At 43.2% G+C, this 17,021-nt stretch carries 16 protein-coding genes; 4 read left to right on the top strand and 12 right to left on the bottom strand.

What is annotated here, in order from left to right; genetic code table 11:
- The first annotated feature begins 87 nt into the window (after positions 1 to 87).
- From LJD61_RS13880 to LJD61_RS13895, 4 genes are all read left to right on the top strand, one after another.
- Positions 88 to 1,275, top strand: coding sequence for an NRAMP family divalent metal transporter (locus tag LJD61_RS13880; RefSeq protein WP_408615507.1), 1,188 nt, complete (start codon positions 88 to 90; stop codon positions 1,273 to 1,275).
- Positions 1,276 to 1,294: 19 nt separating this feature from the next.
- Positions 1,295 to 2,029: a 5-oxoprolinase subunit PxpB gene (gene pxpB / locus LJD61_RS13885; protein WP_255228148.1), complete on the top strand. Its 735-nt coding sequence runs from the start codon at positions 1,295 to 1,297 to the stop codon at positions 2,027 to 2,029.
- 4 nt (positions 2,030 to 2,033) lie between these two features.
- On the top strand, positions 2,034 to 3,035 hold the full coding sequence (locus LJD61_RS13890; protein ID WP_255228149.1) for a 5-oxoprolinase subunit C family protein: 1,002 nt from the start codon (positions 2,034 to 2,036) through the stop codon (positions 3,033 to 3,035).
- 268 nt (positions 3,036 to 3,303) lie between these two features.
- Complete coding sequence (locus tag LJD61_RS13895) at positions 3,304 to 3,981, top strand: HesA/MoeB/ThiF family protein (protein WP_255228150.1); 678 nt, start codon at positions 3,304 to 3,306, stop codon at positions 3,979 to 3,981.
- 257 nt (positions 3,982 to 4,238) lie between these two features.
- Here the strand turns inward: LJD61_RS13895 and nagB are convergent, their stop codons facing one another.
- The 12 genes from nagB to nagA all read right to left on the bottom strand — a co-directional run bounded on the left by nagB (position 4,239) and on the right by nagA (position 17,020).
- On the bottom strand, positions 4,239 to 4,967 hold the full coding sequence (gene nagB / locus LJD61_RS13900) for a glucosamine-6-phosphate deaminase (protein ID WP_255228151.1): 729 nt from the start codon (positions 4,965 to 4,967) through the stop codon (positions 4,239 to 4,241).
- Positions 4,968 to 5,042: 75 nt separating this feature from the next.
- A complete protein-coding gene (locus tag LJD61_RS13905; protein ID WP_255228152.1) occupies positions 5,043 to 6,008 on the bottom strand; it encodes an ABC transporter ATP-binding protein in 966 nt (321 codons plus the stop codon).
- Positions 6,001 to 6,987: an ABC transporter ATP-binding protein gene (locus tag LJD61_RS13910; protein ID WP_255228153.1), complete on the bottom strand. Its 987-nt coding sequence runs from the start codon at positions 6,985 to 6,987 to the stop codon at positions 6,001 to 6,003. The genes LJD61_RS13905 and LJD61_RS13910 overlap by 8 nt, the downstream gene beginning before the upstream one ends.
- A gap of 2 nt (positions 6,988 to 6,989) precedes the next feature.
- Positions 6,990 to 7,925, bottom strand: coding sequence for an N-acetylmuramic acid 6-phosphate etherase (gene murQ, locus LJD61_RS13915; protein WP_255228154.1), 936 nt, complete (start codon positions 7,923 to 7,925; stop codon positions 6,990 to 6,992).
- Positions 7,926 to 7,940: 15 nt separating this feature from the next.
- Positions 7,941 to 8,747: an ABC transporter permease gene (locus LJD61_RS13920; RefSeq protein WP_408615509.1), complete on the bottom strand. Its 807-nt coding sequence runs from the start codon at positions 8,745 to 8,747 to the stop codon at positions 7,941 to 7,943.
- Positions 8,748 to 8,791: 44 nt separating this feature from the next.
- Positions 8,792 to 9,736, bottom strand: coding sequence for an ABC transporter permease (locus LJD61_RS13925; protein ID WP_255228156.1), 945 nt, complete (start codon positions 9,734 to 9,736; stop codon positions 8,792 to 8,794).
- Positions 9,737 to 9,901: 165 nt separating this feature from the next.
- Positions 9,902 to 11,443 (bottom strand): ABC transporter substrate-binding protein, encoded by a 1,542-nt coding sequence (locus LJD61_RS13930; protein WP_255228157.1) that lies wholly within the window; start codon positions 11,441 to 11,443, stop codon positions 9,902 to 9,904.
- A gap of 16 nt (positions 11,444 to 11,459) precedes the next feature.
- On the bottom strand, positions 11,460 to 12,527 hold the full coding sequence (locus LJD61_RS13935) for a serine hydrolase domain-containing protein (RefSeq protein ID WP_255228158.1): 1,068 nt from the start codon (positions 12,525 to 12,527) through the stop codon (positions 11,460 to 11,462).
- Between the two features lie 15 nt (positions 12,528 to 12,542).
- Positions 12,543 to 13,043 (bottom strand): GNAT family N-acetyltransferase, encoded by a 501-nt coding sequence (locus LJD61_RS13940; protein WP_255228159.1) that lies wholly within the window; start codon positions 13,041 to 13,043, stop codon positions 12,543 to 12,545.
- A 25-nt stretch (positions 13,044 to 13,068) separates the two neighbouring features.
- Positions 13,069 to 14,376, bottom strand: coding sequence for an anhydro-N-acetylmuramic acid kinase (locus LJD61_RS13945; RefSeq protein ID WP_255228160.1), 1,308 nt, complete (start codon positions 14,374 to 14,376; stop codon positions 13,069 to 13,071).
- A gap of 4 nt (positions 14,377 to 14,380) precedes the next feature.
- A complete protein-coding gene (locus LJD61_RS13950) occupies positions 14,381 to 15,241 on the bottom strand; it encodes a MurR/RpiR family transcriptional regulator (RefSeq protein ID WP_255228161.1) in 861 nt (286 codons plus the stop codon).
- Between the two features lie 648 nt (positions 15,242 to 15,889).
- On the bottom strand, positions 15,890 to 17,020 hold the full coding sequence (gene nagA, locus LJD61_RS13955; protein ID WP_255228162.1) for an N-acetylglucosamine-6-phosphate deacetylase: 1,131 nt from the start codon (positions 17,018 to 17,020) through the stop codon (positions 15,890 to 15,892).
- Between the last annotated feature and the right edge of the window lies 1 nt (position 17,021).

Raw genomic sequence — 17,021 nt, forward strand, 5'->3', positions numbered from 1 at the left:
CTTTTGTATAAAACATCTTTTGAAGTTCACTCAGAGTGATAATACACGTCCGAACTAAGAATAATGCTAATTTAGAGAGGAGTCGTCATTATGAAGAATAAGAATTTCTCAGTTCTATTGGGAGCAGCATTTTTAATGGCTACATCAGCCATAGGCCCCGGTTTTCTCACACAGACAGCAGTTTTTACAGAACAATTGAGAGCTGACTTTGGCTTTGTAGTCTTAACATCGATCATATTATCTTTTATAGCACAGATAAACGTTTGGAGAGTAATAGGCATATCCGGCATGAGAGGCCAAGATATTGCAAATACTGTTCTACCCGGTTTAGGTTATTTCATAGCTTTCCTTGTAGCTTTAGGCGGCCTTGCTTTTAATATCGGTAATGTGGGCGGAGCTGCAATGGGCTTAGAGGTAGTCCTGGGACTAGATCTGAAGATAGGTGCAGCAATCTCCGCTGCAATAGCTATCACCATATTCCTATCAAAAGAAGCAGGCAAAGCAATGGACCTATTCACAAAAGTTTTAGGTGCGCTAATGATATTATTGGTGGGTTATGTTGCTTTAACAACTCAACCTCCTGTAGGTGAGGCAATAGCAAGAACCTTTGTGCCCACACAAATGCCTATGCTGGCAATAATCACCTTAGTAGGAGGAACCGTCGGCGGCTATATCACCTTCTCAGGCGGACATAGACTGTTAGATGCCGGCATCAGCGGAAAAGAGAACTTGGATGAAATCACAAACTCCTCCATAATGGGAATTTCCATTGCACTTATAATGAGAGTTCTTTTATTCTTAGCTGTACTGGGTGTAGTTTCTAAGGGAATACAGTTAGATCCGGCCAACCCTCCTGCATCTGCCTTCAAGCTTGCAGCAGGAGTTATCGGCTATAAGTTCTTTGGTCTGGTAATATGCGCTGCAGCTCTGACTTCCATAGTAGGTGCCGCTTATACATCAGTATCCTTCTTAAAGAGCTTCTCTAAAGCAATAGATGATCATGAAAATAAATGGATAATAGCTTTTATCGCAGTGTCCACACTGATATTCATAACAATAGGCAGACCGGTTACACTATTGGTAATCGCAGGCTCCTTGAACGGCCTTATACTTCCTATAACTCTGGGAACAATACTCGTGGCTTCAGTGAATAAAAAAGTTGTGGGAGAATATAAACATCCTAAATGGATGCTTATACTGGGGATCCTCGTAGTTCTGATCACGCTCTACCTCGGACTCCAGTCCTTAACAGGAATCAAGGCATTATTTAAATAGACTAAATGGTGGTGAGACTATGTACGAAAACGCAAGGTTTTTGCCTGCCGGAGACAAATCCCTCATCATAGAGTTTGGTGACAGCATTAGTCCGGAGATAAATAAGAAAATAAGAAATATGTATCTTGCTATAGAAAAGTCAGGTCTGGAAGGAATACTTGAAATGGTTCCGACTTACAGATCTCTGCTTCTTTCCTATAACCCGGTGAAAATCCGTTACAGCGAGCTTTGCAGCAGATTGAGAGAATGCGAGGAAAATCTCGGCGATACCGGTTCAGAGCCGGCAAAGGTAGTGGAAATTCCTACCGTATACGGCGGAGAATACGGCGCCGATATAGAATTCGTGGCTCAGCATAACAATCTGTCAATAGATGATGTCGTTAAAATTCACAGCTCAAAAGACTACTTGATCTATATGCTTGGTTTTACGCCCGGATTTCCATACCTTGGAGGCATGTCGGAAAAGATTGAAACTCCCAGGCTGAAAACTCCGAGAACTAAGATTCCCGGGGGCTCTGTAGGAATTGCTGGTAAGCAAACCGGCATTTATCCTATCGACAGCCCCGGAGGCTGGCAGTTGATAGGCAAAACTCCCGTAAGGCTTTATGATCCTTTCGGTGAACCTCCTGTTTTATTGAATGCAGGAGATTATGTAAGATTTGTACCTGTAGATGAAAAGGAGTATAAATCTATATTGAAGCTGGTTGAAGAAAAGAAGTACAAAGTAAATATTGCTTTGCTTGATAAGGAGTAATGTTATGGGTATGATAAAAATGTTAAAACCAGGACTTTTTACAACTGTTCAAGATAGCGGGAGAACGGGTCTTCAAAGATATGGCATACCTGTAGCGGGAGCAATGGATGACTTTTCCTTCAGAATTGCCAATATTCTTGTAGGAAATGATGAAAATACGGCAGCCTTGGAGACCACTTTCATGGGTCCCAGCATCCAGATGGAATTTAACGGATATATAGCTATAACCGGCGCCAATATGGAGCCAAGACTGAACGGCAATAAAGTTCATATGTGGAGAAGCATTGAGGTAAGCAAAGGTGACAGCCTCACCTTCTCCGGGGCTTCAGAGGGCCTCAGATCCTATATAGCCTTTGGCGGAGGCATTGGCGTCCCTGCAATATTGGGGAGCAGATCTACTTATGTAAGAGGTTCCCTTGGAGGCTATAACGGAAGAAAGCTTATGGAAGGCGATGAAGTTCCGATAGATTTAGCGAACTCAAAGGCGGAAGCAGGAAAATATATTTCTCCCGGATATATACCGAGATTTAATAAAAATAATGTTGTAAGAGTTGTATTGGGTCCCCAGGATGATCATTTCTCTTCTGAAATGATAGAGACTTTCTTGAAATCCGAATACAAAATTACTGCGGAAGCAGATCGAATGGGTTACAGACTGGAAGGGCCGACTCTCACTCACGTCAAGGGCCCTGATATAATATCCGACGGAATAGCATTCGGCTCAGTCCAGGTGCCGGGACACGGCTCTCCCATTATCATGATGGCAGACAGGCAAACCACCGGGGGCTATACAAAGATTGCCACTGTGATCTGGGCAGATTTACCGCTGCTTGCGCAAATGGGACCCGGAGATGCAGTACATTTTCAGGCAGTCACTATAGAAGAAGGTCAGGATATCTTCGCTCAATATGAAGAAAACATCAAAAATATAAAATTCAGAATAGAAAACAGCCATATCATCCAGGAGGAAGCTAAAACCTATAATGTTACAATAAATAAGAAATGAGAAAGAGAACGGAAACCACAGAAAGACACTGAAAGAGGAACGACTGAAGGATCTTTTCGCTTTGGGAAAGATCCTTCTCATACGTTCAGAATGACTACAATGCTGGGCTCTGTGTAAATCCGTGTTCAGCGTCCTTACACGACCCAAAAGGAATCCCCTAATGCCAGAGGCCAGCGGCTAGAGACCAGAGGCATAAAAAATACTGCGTATTTTTTATATATCCCGGATTATGGTATAATGTATTCAAAATTGCATTGGAGGTGCACCAGTGGGTAGATATGACAGAAATATGATGTGTATATCCGAAGAAGAAAATAATTCATTGAGATATAAAACAGTAGCCGTGGCAGGTTGCGGAGGCTTGGGCGGCCACATAATAGAAATGCTTGGCAGATTGGGTGTAGGTAAAATAATAGCCATAGACGGCGATGTATTTGAAGACAGCAATCTTAACAGGCAGATACTATCTCATACGCAAAATCTGGGCAAGCCCAAGGCATTGGCGGCTTTGGAAAGGATGAAGCTGGTCAATCCGGATGTGGAGCTTCTGCCTGTAATGAATAGGATCGATGAAAATAATGCCGGGATCATACTGCAAAAAGCCGAAGTGGTCATCGATGCTTTGGATAATGTGAGCGGCAGAATGATATTGCAGCAATCCTGCGAGGATTTTGGAGTGCCCTTGGTTCATGGCGCCATAGCAGGCTGGTATGCACAGATTGCTACCATACTTCCGGGAGACCGGACCTTGGATAAAATATACTCAGGGCTTAACGATGCAGAAATAAAAAACCCCCTTGGAAATCCGTCATTCACACCTGCTCTGACGGCATCCATTGAGGTTTCTGAAGTCTTAAAGCTCCTTATCGGCAGAGGAGAGCTTTTAAGAAACAAAATGCTTTTTATAAACCTTTTGGATAATAATTATGAAATAATCGAGATGTAAAGGGAACGGTAACCACTGAAAAACACAGAGAGATTTTTTATTTCATATTTTACACAATTGTCATTATGAGCGAAACAAAGTTGAGAGAATAATCTGGCTAAGATTCGACCTTGCACTCTGAATGACGGCATACGCCTTTTTAACTGTGAATAGTAACTAATTTCATGCGTAATATATAGCATAATATCTCAATCAGCAATTTCACATAAGTTTAATATTATCAACCCTTCCGTGTTAATCCGTGTTCCCCGTTCCCCTTACTTCAGCAAAGAACCTGCTTCCTCATCTACTATTACTGTCAAGTCCCTGTGAAGCTGCAGCACGGAAGCAGGAAGCTCAGGAGTTATAGGCCCTTCCAGGGCTTTTTTTATTGCATCGGCCTTTGCTTTGCCGCTGGCCAGCATCATTATGCTTCGACATTGCATTATGCTTTTGATTCCCATGGTGACAGCATATTTGGGCACCTTTTCAATAGAGCCGAAGAACCTTGAATTGGCCTCTATAGTGTTTTCGTGAAGCTTCACCCTATGGGTTATTCCGGCGTAATATGATGCCGGCTCATTAAAGCCTATGTGGCCATTATTGCCTATTCCTAAGACCATCAAATCAATCCCGCCGGCTTTTTCAATCCTTCTTTCGTAATCTCTGCATTCCCCCTCCACGTCGCAGGACATTCCATCAGGAATATTGGTCCTTTCTTTGTCTATATCTATGTGGCTGAAGAAATTATCCCTCATAAACCTATAATAGCTGTTCTCATCTTCCTTGGGAATGCCCTCATATTCATCAAGATTAAAGGTAGTGACATCCTTAAAGGATAGCTTGCCTTCTTTGTACATCGATATAAGCTCTCTATACATGCCCAAGGGAGTGCTTCCGGTAGGCAGTCCCAAAACTGCACCGGGCTTTGATCTCATTGTATCAGCGACCTTAGCTGCCGCCAGGCGGCTTAATTCATCATAGTCACGTGCAAAAATTATATTCATATACGCATCTCCTATTTTATCCCCTTATTTTACTATATTAGAATAACATAAAGCTGACTAAAGATAAATGCTTTTTTAGTATAAATGACACGCTACATGATGCCTGGGCTCTACTTCCTTAAGCTCCGGTCTTGAGCTGCTGCAAGGCCCGAAAGCCTTATCGCATCTTAGATGAAAGGGGCAGCCCTTAGGAGGATTAACAGGACTGGGCACATCACCCTGAAGGATTATCCTTTTTTTCTTATTCAGCGGGTCCTTGGAAGGCACTGCAGATAATAAAGCTTTGGTGTAAGGATGCAGAGGCCTTTCATACAGATTCTCCGTTTCCCCTTTTTCTACAATCTGCCCCAGGTACATTACCCCCACATTGCTGCTTATATGCCGGACGACGTTCAGATCATGGGATATGAATACATATGTCAGGCTCATATCCCGCTGGAGCTTCATCAGAAGGTTCAGTATCTGTGATTGTATAGATACATCTAAAGCCGAAACAGGCTCATCAGCTACCACAAAACGAGGCTCCGTGATAAGGGCTCTGGCAATGCTTATTCTCTGTCTCTGTCCCCCGCTGAACTGATGAGGGTACCTGTTCAGGTGCTCTTTGGCAAGTCCCACTTCCTCCAGCATCCAGGCGACTTTATCTTGAACCTCTTTTGAAGATAAGTTAAAATGAGTCTTCAAGGGCTCGGATAAGAGCATTTTTACAGTCATTCGAGGATTTAGCGAACTATAAGGGTTCTGGAATATCAACTGCATGTCCTTCCTCTTTTTTCTCATTTGCTCCGTGGAGCAGCTAAGAATATCTTCTCCGTCAAATATCACGCTGCCTTCGGTGGGCTCCAAAATTCTCAGTATGCTTCGCCCTGTTGTGGATTTGCCGCATCCGCTTTCTCCCACCAGAGCAAAGGTCTCCCGCTCAGAAACGGAAAAGCTCACATCATCCACAGCATGCACAAAGCCTACAGTCCTTTTGAAGACGCCGGATTTCACTGGAAAATATTTCTTCAGCCCTTCTATCTCAAGCAGTGTTTTAGCCATTGCTATACCCCCTTTCATGAAGCCAGCATCTGCATTTATGCCCTTCTTCTATTTCAATCAACCCCGGGGCGGTATCCATACATATATCCAGCCTCTTGCCGCATCTTTCTGCGAACCTGCAGCCTTTGGGCATTTTATCCGCGGAGGGTACGACTCCGGGTATGGAATACAGGCCTTTATTCTTATCGCCTAAAGATGTCACGGCTTTTAAGAGTCCGAAAGTATAGGGATGGGCAGTATTATGAAATAAAGTTACTACATCCGCCTCTTCCACTACCTGGCCTCCATAGAATACCGCTACCCGGTCGCAGGTCTCCGCTATAACACCTAAGTCATGGGTTATCATTATCACGGAAGTATCATAGGAATTTTTCAGTTCGTTCATGAGGTCCAAAATTTGTGCCTGTATGGTGACATCCAATGCAGTTGTGGGCTCGTCAGCTATGAGAAGCTTTGGGTTGCAGATGAGAGCCGTGGCTATCATTATCCTCTGAAGCATGCCGCCTGAAAGCTGATGGGGGTATTCCTTCATTATCGACTCTGCCCTGGGTATTCCAACCTTTTTCAGCATTTCAAGGGCAGTTTCCTTCATTTCATTTTCTCTCAAATTCGAATGAAACCTCAATACTTCTACGACCTGACTTTCTATATTAAAAAGGGGGTCCAATGCCGTCATAGGCTCTTGAAATATCATGGATATTTCCTTTCCCCTAATTTTTCTCATTTTCTCTCCGGTGAGCTTAAGCAAATCACAGCGCCCGTCAAATATTATTTCTCCCCGCCCCACTCTCAATGGCGGATTTGATAAGAGTCCCATTATGGACATGGCTGTCAAGCTTTTGCCGCAGCCCGATTCTCCAACGATGCCGTAGGTTTGCTTCCTTCCTATTTCTATGTTTATGTCTTCAACCACTTTATAAGCGGATTTTTGAGTTCTCAATTCTATATCAAGATCCTTAATTTGAAGCAAGGCACTCATGGTCATACCACCCCGCCTGAAGAAATTTGATTTTCAGCCATTTCAATAGCTTTGGAAACCCTTCCCTCAGAGTTCTTCAAGTATTGCTTGGCCTTTTTTGCAGGAAGTTTTGTTTTCTCCATAACAATGGCCTCCTTAACACTCCATCCTGTATCTTCCAATAGTCGAAGAGCCTCACCTTCGTCTTTGACAGAGGTGACTTTTTTTAGTATGCTCAGCGCTCTGTTTCTTAATTTAACATTTGAAGCCTGCAAATCCACCATCAAATTCTTGTAGGTCTTGCCCAGCTGCACCATGGTTATAGTGCTTATCATATTCAACACCATTTTCTGGGCTGTACCTGCTTTAAGCCTCGTAGATCCCGATATGATCTCAGGCCCCACTATGACTTCTATCATGACATCAGATAAATCGGCCATTGGAGACTCCGGATTGCAGGCAATGCCCACAGTGGATGCGCCAATTATCCTGCCATATTTTAGTGCCCCAAGCACATAAGGAGTGCTGCCGCTGGCGCTTATACCTATAAGTACATCGGAATTACTCAATCTTTCCTGTTTAAGGTATGAGACTGCTTCTTCCTCGTTATCCTCCACCCCTTCCAAAGCTTTCCTCAACGCGGTGTCTCCTCCGGCAATTATCCCCTTGACCATTTCCGGATCCGTATTAAAAGTGGGAGGGCATTCAGAAGCATCCAATACGCCGAGTCTGCCGCTGGTCCCGGAACCGATATATATGAGTCTTCCTCCCCTATTTATGGCTGAGACCGTCAATTCTATAGCCTTAGCTATTTGAGGCAGTGCTTTTTCAACAGCAAAAGCAACTTTTTTGTCCTCCTCATTCATCAGATGGAGGGCTCCTTCTATGCTGATTTTATCTATATCTATACTGTTCTCATTTATGCTTTCTGTTATCATGTTTAATCTATCTTCTACCATTTCTATTCTCCCATATCATAATTTCAGTTTTGGATCCAGAATATCCCTCAAACTATCCCCAAGTATATTAAATGACAGTATGGTGCAAATGATAAATATAGCAGGGAATATAGCTGTCCAAGGAGCCAGCTCCATATAGCTCCGGCTTGCATTGAGCATGGATCCCCAAGAAGGGTTGGGCGGTTGTATGCCTAAGCCTAAGAAGCTCATTGATGCCTCTGTCAATATGGCACCTGATAGGGCCAGAGTTACTTGCACCATAAATGGAGCCATAATATTAGGCGAAATATGCTTCATTATTATATCAAGGGGCTTCAATCCTATAGCTTTTGCACTTGTAATATACTCCATAGATTTTACAGAAATTACAGACGCTCTGACAGTCCTTGTAAATACAGGTGTAGACACTATACCTATGGCAATCATGGTATTAGAAAGGTTCGGACCTAACACAGACACTATCGCCAGTGCTAAAAGTATCGACGGGAATGCAAAGAGCACATCCATAAGCCTCATTATGACATTATCTACATTGCCCTCAAAGTATCCTGCAATAAGACCCAGTATATATCCGGAAGTGGCTGCTATGCCTACAGATATTATGCCTACTATGAGGGATACCCTCGCTCCGAATATCACACGGCTGAATATGTCCCTCCCGAATTCATCAGTACCAAAAATAAATTTGCTTCCCGGAGGATTTAAAATGTTTTTGGAAAACATATCGGTAGGCTCATAAGGAGCTATAACAGGAGCCAAAAGGCTCAATGCAACTACAACCAATACACCCAGCAGTCCTATCCTGCCCAGGCGGTCCTTCATCAAATTCTTCAATAAAATATGCAAACTTTTCACCTCCTGCCATGCTACTTATAGGATATTCTCGGATCTATATAGGTATAAAGTATATCTACTATCAGATTAACTATTACATATATGAAGGCTATGAACATTATACAGGCTTGGACAACAGGGTAATCTCTCTGGTTGATAGCAGTAAGGACCATTTGTCCCAAACCCGGCAGAGAAAAAATCTGTTCCGTAACAACAGTGCCGCCCAGCAGGGAGCCTATCTGCATCCCTATGAGGGTGATTATTGGTATCATTCCATTTTTCAGTGCATGCACAAATATCACTATCTTTTCACTTGCTCCTTTAGCCCTTACAGCCTTGATAAAGTCCTGCCTCAGAACCTCAAGTATGGAAGATCTGGTCATTCTCATTACAGAACCCGACATTATAGCCCCCAGCACAAAGGCAGGCAAAATCATTATCTGCAAATTGACAGCCGGATTCTCAATAAAGCTCTCATATCCTACCGGAGGATAATAAGAAAAACCTAGGGACAAAACTAATATAAGCAGTGTCGCCAATGCAAAATTCGGTACGGATACTCCGATTAAGGACATAACCCTTACAACTCCGTCTACCCATGTATTTCTCTTCAAAGCAGAGATAATACCCAAAGGTATTGCTATTATCCAAGATATAGCAGCTGCCAAAAGAGTAAGCTCAAAGGTTAGCTTGAATCTGCTCAGCATCTCGGGAAGTATAGGCTTGTCAGTTCTCAGCGAATTGCCGAAATCTCCCTGCAGAACTCTCGATATCCAATTCCAATATTGCTTGTACCAGGGAAGATCTAAACCAAATTGCTCCTCAAGCCTTTGCCTAGCCTCAGGGGTTTCCTCTATACCAAGCATGCTTGATATGGCATCTCCCGGCAGCATATGCATTATCAGAAAAATGCATAGGGTTATACCTATTAAGACAGGAATGAGCATAAGTATCCTTCTGATGATATAATCCTTCAATTTCTCACATCCTAATGTAATAACTCATTTTATAAATAATGCGACAGAAAAGGAGACGGAAACCACGGAAAGACACGGAATCTTTCACGAAAAAACGCGGGAGGATTTTTTGTGAAGTTTCAGTGACTTTTCGTGTTCGCCGTTCCCCATCACAATTTTTATATACTATTCGATGACTACATTTTCAAAGTCTTCAGTATTGAATGTGTCCGGGTTAAATCCCTTTAACTCCGTTCTGGTGAAATAATAATCCATTGGCGATATTATAAACAAATTTGGTGAGTCATCAATAAGTATCTCCTGAGCTTTTTTATAAAGCTCCAATCTCTTTGTCTCATCCACTGTTATCTTTGCTTCTTCTGTCAACGCGTCAAACTCAGGATTGGAATATCCCCAAACGTTTGCGGAGCCTTTGGTAGAGAAGAAGAATCCCAATGCCCTGTCCGGGTCGGAGCCGGAGCCGTTTCTGCCGGCCATCATCTGATGATTCTTATTTTTCCAGGCATCTACATATTGGCCTGATTCCAGGTTTTGTATAGTGGCTTTTATGCCGATGGCTTCAAGCTGCTTCTGAAGCAATTGGGCTGTATCCCTTATATCATCATATAAGCCTGCAGTTATCACTGTTTCAAAGCCATTTGGATATCCTGCTTCAGCCAAAAGCTGCTTGGCTTTTTCAATATTATATTGATACATTTCAGTGCTTTCCGCGTCTATGGACCATTTCTTGAGTGACGGAGGCACAGGTCCTGATACTACAGCGTTTCCTCCATATATGGTCTGCGCTATTTCCGGGCGGTTGACTGCAAGGCTTATAGCTTGTCTGACCTTCTTATTATTAAAGGGCTCTATAGTCATATTGAATCCTAAATAGCTGTATTCATTTGATTGATAGCTTATAATATTTATATCCTTATTATCCTTTACCAAGGGTATGCTCTGAGGCGAAAGCTTTGTAATATGAACCTTACCTGTCCTAAGCGCTGCCAATCGAGAGGACTCGTCAGGCATTATGTGGAATACTATGCCGTCGAGCTTCGGCTGACCCTCCATGAAATAGCTCGGGTTCTTAACCAAAGTTACATGATTGTCAGGTATCCATTCCTTAAGCATGAATGGTCCGGTGCCGCAAGCTGTCTGCATCAAATTCCCTTTTTCTTCTACCGCTTCTTTAGGCACTATGGAAGCATATACGCTTGTCATGTAAGCCATGAAGGGTGCATAAGGGTCTGATAAGCTGAACTTTACAGTATATTTGTCTACTGCTTCTACACTTTGGACCTTTGAGAAATATGATCTTCCTACTGCTGCAGTGTCGGGGTTCAGTATTCTTTCAAAGCTGTATTTTACATCGTCGGCAGTCATTTCTCTTCCGTTATGAAACCTTACGCCTTGTTTCAGCTTGAAAATATAAGTGACATCATCGGGCTGCTCCCATGACTCTGCCAGCTCCGGCTGAAACTCTCCATTCTCATCCATATCCACAAGGCTGTTATATATCTTGCCGTATATCCTGATGGATGCAGCTGCCGGGACCTTATGAGGGTCTAAGCCTGCAGGTTCTCCATCGGTAGCATATTGCAGGATTTGTTCCTTTGCCGGCCCATTGCTCTCTCCTGCCGGTTGAGCGGGCTGCTTTTGTCCGCAAGCTGTAAATAAAACAGCAAATGCCAATAGAAGTGCAATAATTGATAATTTTCTCTTCAACTCGATTTCCCCCTTATCATTTTAGTTGATTTAAAATTGCTTCGTGAAGCTCCTGCCTGAACGGCTGCAAATTTCTGGGCTGCCTTGTATGAAGCCTGTTGGTCAAAGTCACGGCAACGATATCCATTTCAGGGCACAGCCATAGGGATGTACCTGTAAAGCCTGAATGCCCGCAGCCCTGAGGAAAAATTTCAGAAATTTGCCAGCCTAGTCCTCTGCCATCCTTTTGCTCCTTCATAGCTTCTTTTACAAGCCTCTCTTCAATAAGCCTTTTAGATCTCCACTCACCACCCATCAAGTATAATTGGCATATATTTGTGAAGCCGTCTGCATCTGAAAAAATTCCTGCATGGCCTGACATGCCTCCGAAATAATAGAATGCATTTCCATCATTGACCTCACCGCAAATAGGCAAATTCTCTGCTCTCCATCCGTCAAAGCTTATATTTCTATCCTTGCACATGCTCTTTTCTATCCTGTTGCCAAACTCAGTACAAGCAATATTCAGTTTATCCTTTGGACAATAATTCATATTATCTATGCCTAAAGGTATCCTTATATACTGCTCCAATGCTTCATCCAGTCCCATGCCGATGATCCTTTTGATCATCTCTCCCAACAGCATGAAGTTTAAATCGCTATACAATACACCCTTTACTTTTTCGGTCCTCCCGGTAATCTCATTGAGGACCTGAAGAAAAGTTCCCTTTTCGCTATAAAAAGGATACCAATCTATCAAGCCTGAACTGTGTGTCAGAAGGTTTTTGACTGTCACATCCTTCAATCGCTCCGTCAATGCAGGATAGTCCGCAGCCTCAGCAAAATAATTTAGCACAGGGTCTTCAAGCTTCATTTTATTATCTGTGATCAACATCAAAGCTACCGTAGAAGTAACGATCTTTGTCAATGAGGCTGCATCAAAAACCATCTTTTCGTTTGCAGGGACCAAAACCGGTTCAAGGCTTCCATAACCAAAAGACTTCTCATAAATCACTTCTCCCCTGACGGATACCTTGCATACGGCACCGGGAAAATAACCTGCCACCATATACTTTTTAATAATGCTGTCAATCGCATTCCCCATGTATGGTTTACCTCCCTATATGAGCTTTGACATGTATATATCGTCTATGTACTCTCCATCGACGTAAAGAGAATGCTTTTTTATACCTTCGATCTCAAAGCCCATTTTTCTATACAATGCCTTGCCGGCCTCATTATTCTCCATTACAGTGAGCTCTAACCTATGTATGCCATTTTCTTTGGCCCAACTCTCAAGCTCCGTAAACAGCCTTGTGCCTATGCCCTTGCCTGCATGACTCTGCAATATGCCTATGCTTATATGCACCATATGGGCGATACGCTTGATTTCTCTGCCTGCAGCCATCAGATAGCCTAAAAGCTCTCCTTCCTCTTCTGCTACTAAAAGAAGCGATTTTTTATTGCTCATTATTTGCCTTATGTTTTCTCTTTGCTGCTCCAAGGTGATAACTCTTTCACCCGGCTCATAAAGCCTGAAAATAGTTTCTTCATCCAGCATATTGAATAGGTTCATGTACTTTTCAGCATCTTCAATCCTTATGGGCCTTATATCAACCATATAGGCACTCCTCCCTGTTTTCTAATTATTTGCTTGGTAAAGCTAATTTCCCCATTACTACTTTTTTTGCCGCACCTGTAGCACCAGGCAAATTATTGGTGCGTCCTGACAAAAACTCATTTCCTAATATAGCAAAAGCCACCGCTTCTTTAGCATCAACAGAGAAATCCAATTCCTCCGCCGATTTCACTTCTGCCTTGATTATTCTTTTCAACTCCTGCATCAAAGCCTTGTTATGGACACCTCCGCCGCTGACAAAGACTTCATCCACCTTGCATTTTGGCTCTACGAATCTACGAAGCTGAGATTCCACAGCATGAGCAGTATAGCAGGTTATTGTAGCCAGAATATCATTAAAGCTTAAACCCATGCCTATACCGTCGGTATAGAGCTTTCCGGCATAATCCAATGTATAATATTCTCTTCCCGTGCTTTTAGGCGGTTTTTTATCAAGATATGAATCTTCTGCCAGTATCTTAGAAAGCCAATCCAGGCATGTCCTCCCCGATAATGCCATAACACCTCCCAGGTCATAGTTCATTCGGCCATTTGTCCCTATCTTCATCACGGCATCTATCAAAACATTCCCGGGACCGGTGTCAAAGGCCCATACGTCATCCTCATTGCCGTCAGCCTTCAAAACCGTAATATTGCTCATGCCTCCGATGTTGAGCAGAACCCTGCTCTTGTCCGGATGGGAAAAAAGCAAGTAGTCCACATAGGGCACCAATGGAGCCCCCTGCCCTCCGTAAGCCATATCGCTGGGACGGAAATCTCCTACGGTTATCGCTTCAGTTACCGCTGCAATAACGGCAAGCTCTCCGATCTGAAATGTGCTGTTCTTTTCCGGCATATGATAAATCGTCTGACCGTGGGAGCTTATGAAATCTATCTCCTTCAGGCTCATGCCGGCCTTCTGCGCAACTTTCACAGCAGCCTGGCCCATCTTATTGCCCAAATATACATTCATCTCGCATATATCATTGATCTTTGAAGTATCCGGACTGCACAATTTTAATATGGATTCTCTCTCGACCTGCGAATACGGCAGCGTCAAAAACTCCAGAAGCCTTACTTTTGTATCCTTGTAATTGCCCTCTATTTCAACCAGTGCAGCATCTATGCCATCCAGAGAAGTGCCTGACATAAGGCCTATGCAAAGCTTTTTATCCTTTTTTATTATATTGTTGAACGAAACTTCATTCAGTGGGAGATTCAACTCCCGCTGAATGTTAGTCGAGTCCATACTGGACTTATCCGCTCTTTGGCATCCGCCGCCTATAGAGGCGGGGGACTTAGATCGGGTTAGTTCAGTGTTTAAAATATCTATCATGATGCTACCTTCCTTCTCTGAATATATCAGTTGCTCTCCTCGTCTGATCCAGATATTTGATGGTGTCATCGTACTGTCTCGTGGCAACACACATGAATAAAATATCCATGACGTGGAGCTGGGCCATTCGTGACGAAGTAGCAGCACTTCTGAAAGGCACCTCTATGCAGGATGAAGTGAAGAGATTGATATCGGCAATCTCGGATAGAGAAGTTTTGCCGTACTTGGTAAGGCTTATTGTGGTGATGCCATTGTCCTTGGCGAATTTGAGGAGCTTGATAACCTCCAAGGTCTCACCTGAGTAAGATATGCCCATCATCACGTCCTTGCATTTCATATTTCCAATAACCGTAGCAGTCAAATGCTGGTCTTCAAAGCATTGGCTGTTTTTGTTTATCCTTATAAATTTTTGCTGGGCATCCTTAGCAACCACTCCGGATGCTCCTATGCCGAAGAAGCAGACAGTCTGAGCCGCAAGCATAGAATCAACAGCCGCAGACAATGCCTGAAAGTTCATTATTTCTGAAGTTTCCATTATAGACTTGATATTGTTGTTTGTGATCTTCTGAACCACGGACTCCTGGCTCTCATCAGCCTTTATGTCCCTATAGGCTATGCTGTCGTTCTTTTTCATATCTCCGTGAATTCTCATCTTCAAGTCCTGAAGCCCTTTAAGCCCCAGGGATTTGCATAAACGAATCACTGCCGCACTGCTTGTCCCGCTGTATTTGCCTATCTCTGCCGCAGTGAGATTGATGACCTCTTGAGGCTTTTCCAGAATATATTCAGCTACCTTCTTTTCTGATAAAGGCAAGTCATTTGACATATCCCGCAGCATAGTCAATGCTCCCTGTTTATGAGTCATTCGCTGCCACCCCTTATTAAAATAATATTTCACTTTTATTATATGTTTATTGAAATATTATTACAACCATAAAAATAAAAAGATGCGTGATATATATCACACATCTCATGCCGTTGACAAGCTCCATAAGCAATAGCATCCATGTATAGCCACATATAGTATATAAAAATTGATGACACTAATTCACTGAGCCTAAGAAAATCCTACGCTTCCCAAAGGTCATCCGTGACCTGGAAAGCTTGCTCGGCATCCGTGCCTCGCTTACGGCTTTTCTTAGGCTCAGCTCATAAGGGTCATTGGCAATTTTTATATAAGCATACTTAGTCTATACATGGATGCTATTTTACTGTAGCAGAATAAGTTACTATATATAGCTGTTATTGTTTGTATAGCGGAATAAGTAAATGGTATGTATAGATGTCACTTATATGTATTTTGCTAACAGGTCTTTGCGATGGCTTTGATGAAAACTTCGTAAAGCTGTCATGGACGACAGCTTAGGTTCCACCAGGCAGGAGGCCTGTTTGGAACCGTTAGGAGTTTTCCAAAGGCGAGCAATAGACATGTCAAAATGCATAACTGTGTACAGATATACATACCATTCTACTTGTAGCTGCTGTATCAACAAGCTGAAATTTGCAGCATATATCACACATCTACTCTTTTTCCTGATTTCAAGACCATATCTATGTTTATATCCTCATCGAATATTACCAAATCTGCCATGCATCCCTTTTCGATCCTGCCCCTGTCTTCCAGCTTCAGAAGCATTGCTGGATTCCGGGTTGCCATAAGCACGGCCTTGGGAACGCTTATATCCAGGATGGATAAAATATTTCTGACAGCTCTGTCCATGCTGAGGGTGCTGCCTGCCAATTGGCCTTCCTCAAGCCTTGCTATGCCATCCTTCACATAGACCTTCTGTCCTCCAAGAGCATATTCTCCGTCCGCCATGCCTCCTGCCATCATGCAATCGGTCACCAGAATAATTTTGTCCACGCCCTTTTGCCTTACCAGTATCCTCAATGCTCCTCCATGAACATGCACTCCATCGGCTATGCATTCTGCAGCGATATCTGAATCCAGTACTGCCCCCAAGGCTCCGGGATCCCTGTGACCAAAGCCCTTCATCCCGTTGAAGGTGTGGGTGCTGCTTTTTATTCCCCATTCTATCCCTGCCTTGGCTTCCTCATAGCTGGCTCCCGTATGCCCCATCGAAGGTATTATCCCTTTTCCCTCCAGATATCCTACAAGCTCCCTGGCGCCTGCCAGCTCAGGGGATAAAGTCACCAGCTTTACAAAATCTTCGTTATCACCGCAGATTTCCTTAAAACCCTTTATGGACGGCTCCAACATATAACGCTCTTCCTGAGCACCTTTATATTTGCCGGATATGAAAGGCCCTTCCATATGTATTCCCAGCAGGTCTGCTCCGGCGGTAGCATTTGAGGCTCTCCTGGCTTCCTTTATGGCTTCCCTTATCTTCGGTATGCTCTCTGTCATTGTGGCTCCCAAAAATCCGGTAACGCCTGTCTTCAATAGATATTGAGACATGGTCATAACTGCTTTATAGGTATCTTCCATTATGTCGAAGCCTTTACAGCCGTGAATATGGATATCGATAAAACCGGAGGATACATATCGGCCTTTGGCATCTATAACCTCAGCCTCATCCGGAACCTTAGGGCAGACATCCAGTATCCTTTCACCTTCCAGCAAAACCGCTTTATCCTCGATGGAGTCACCAACTATAACCTTACCGTTTATAATGGCTAACAAA

Origin of the sequence: Lutispora saccharofermentans, assembly GCF_024363565.1 — a bacterium.
In the GTDB taxonomy this organism is placed as follows: Bacteria; Bacillota; Clostridia; order Lutisporales; family Lutisporaceae; genus Lutispora; species Lutispora saccharofermentans.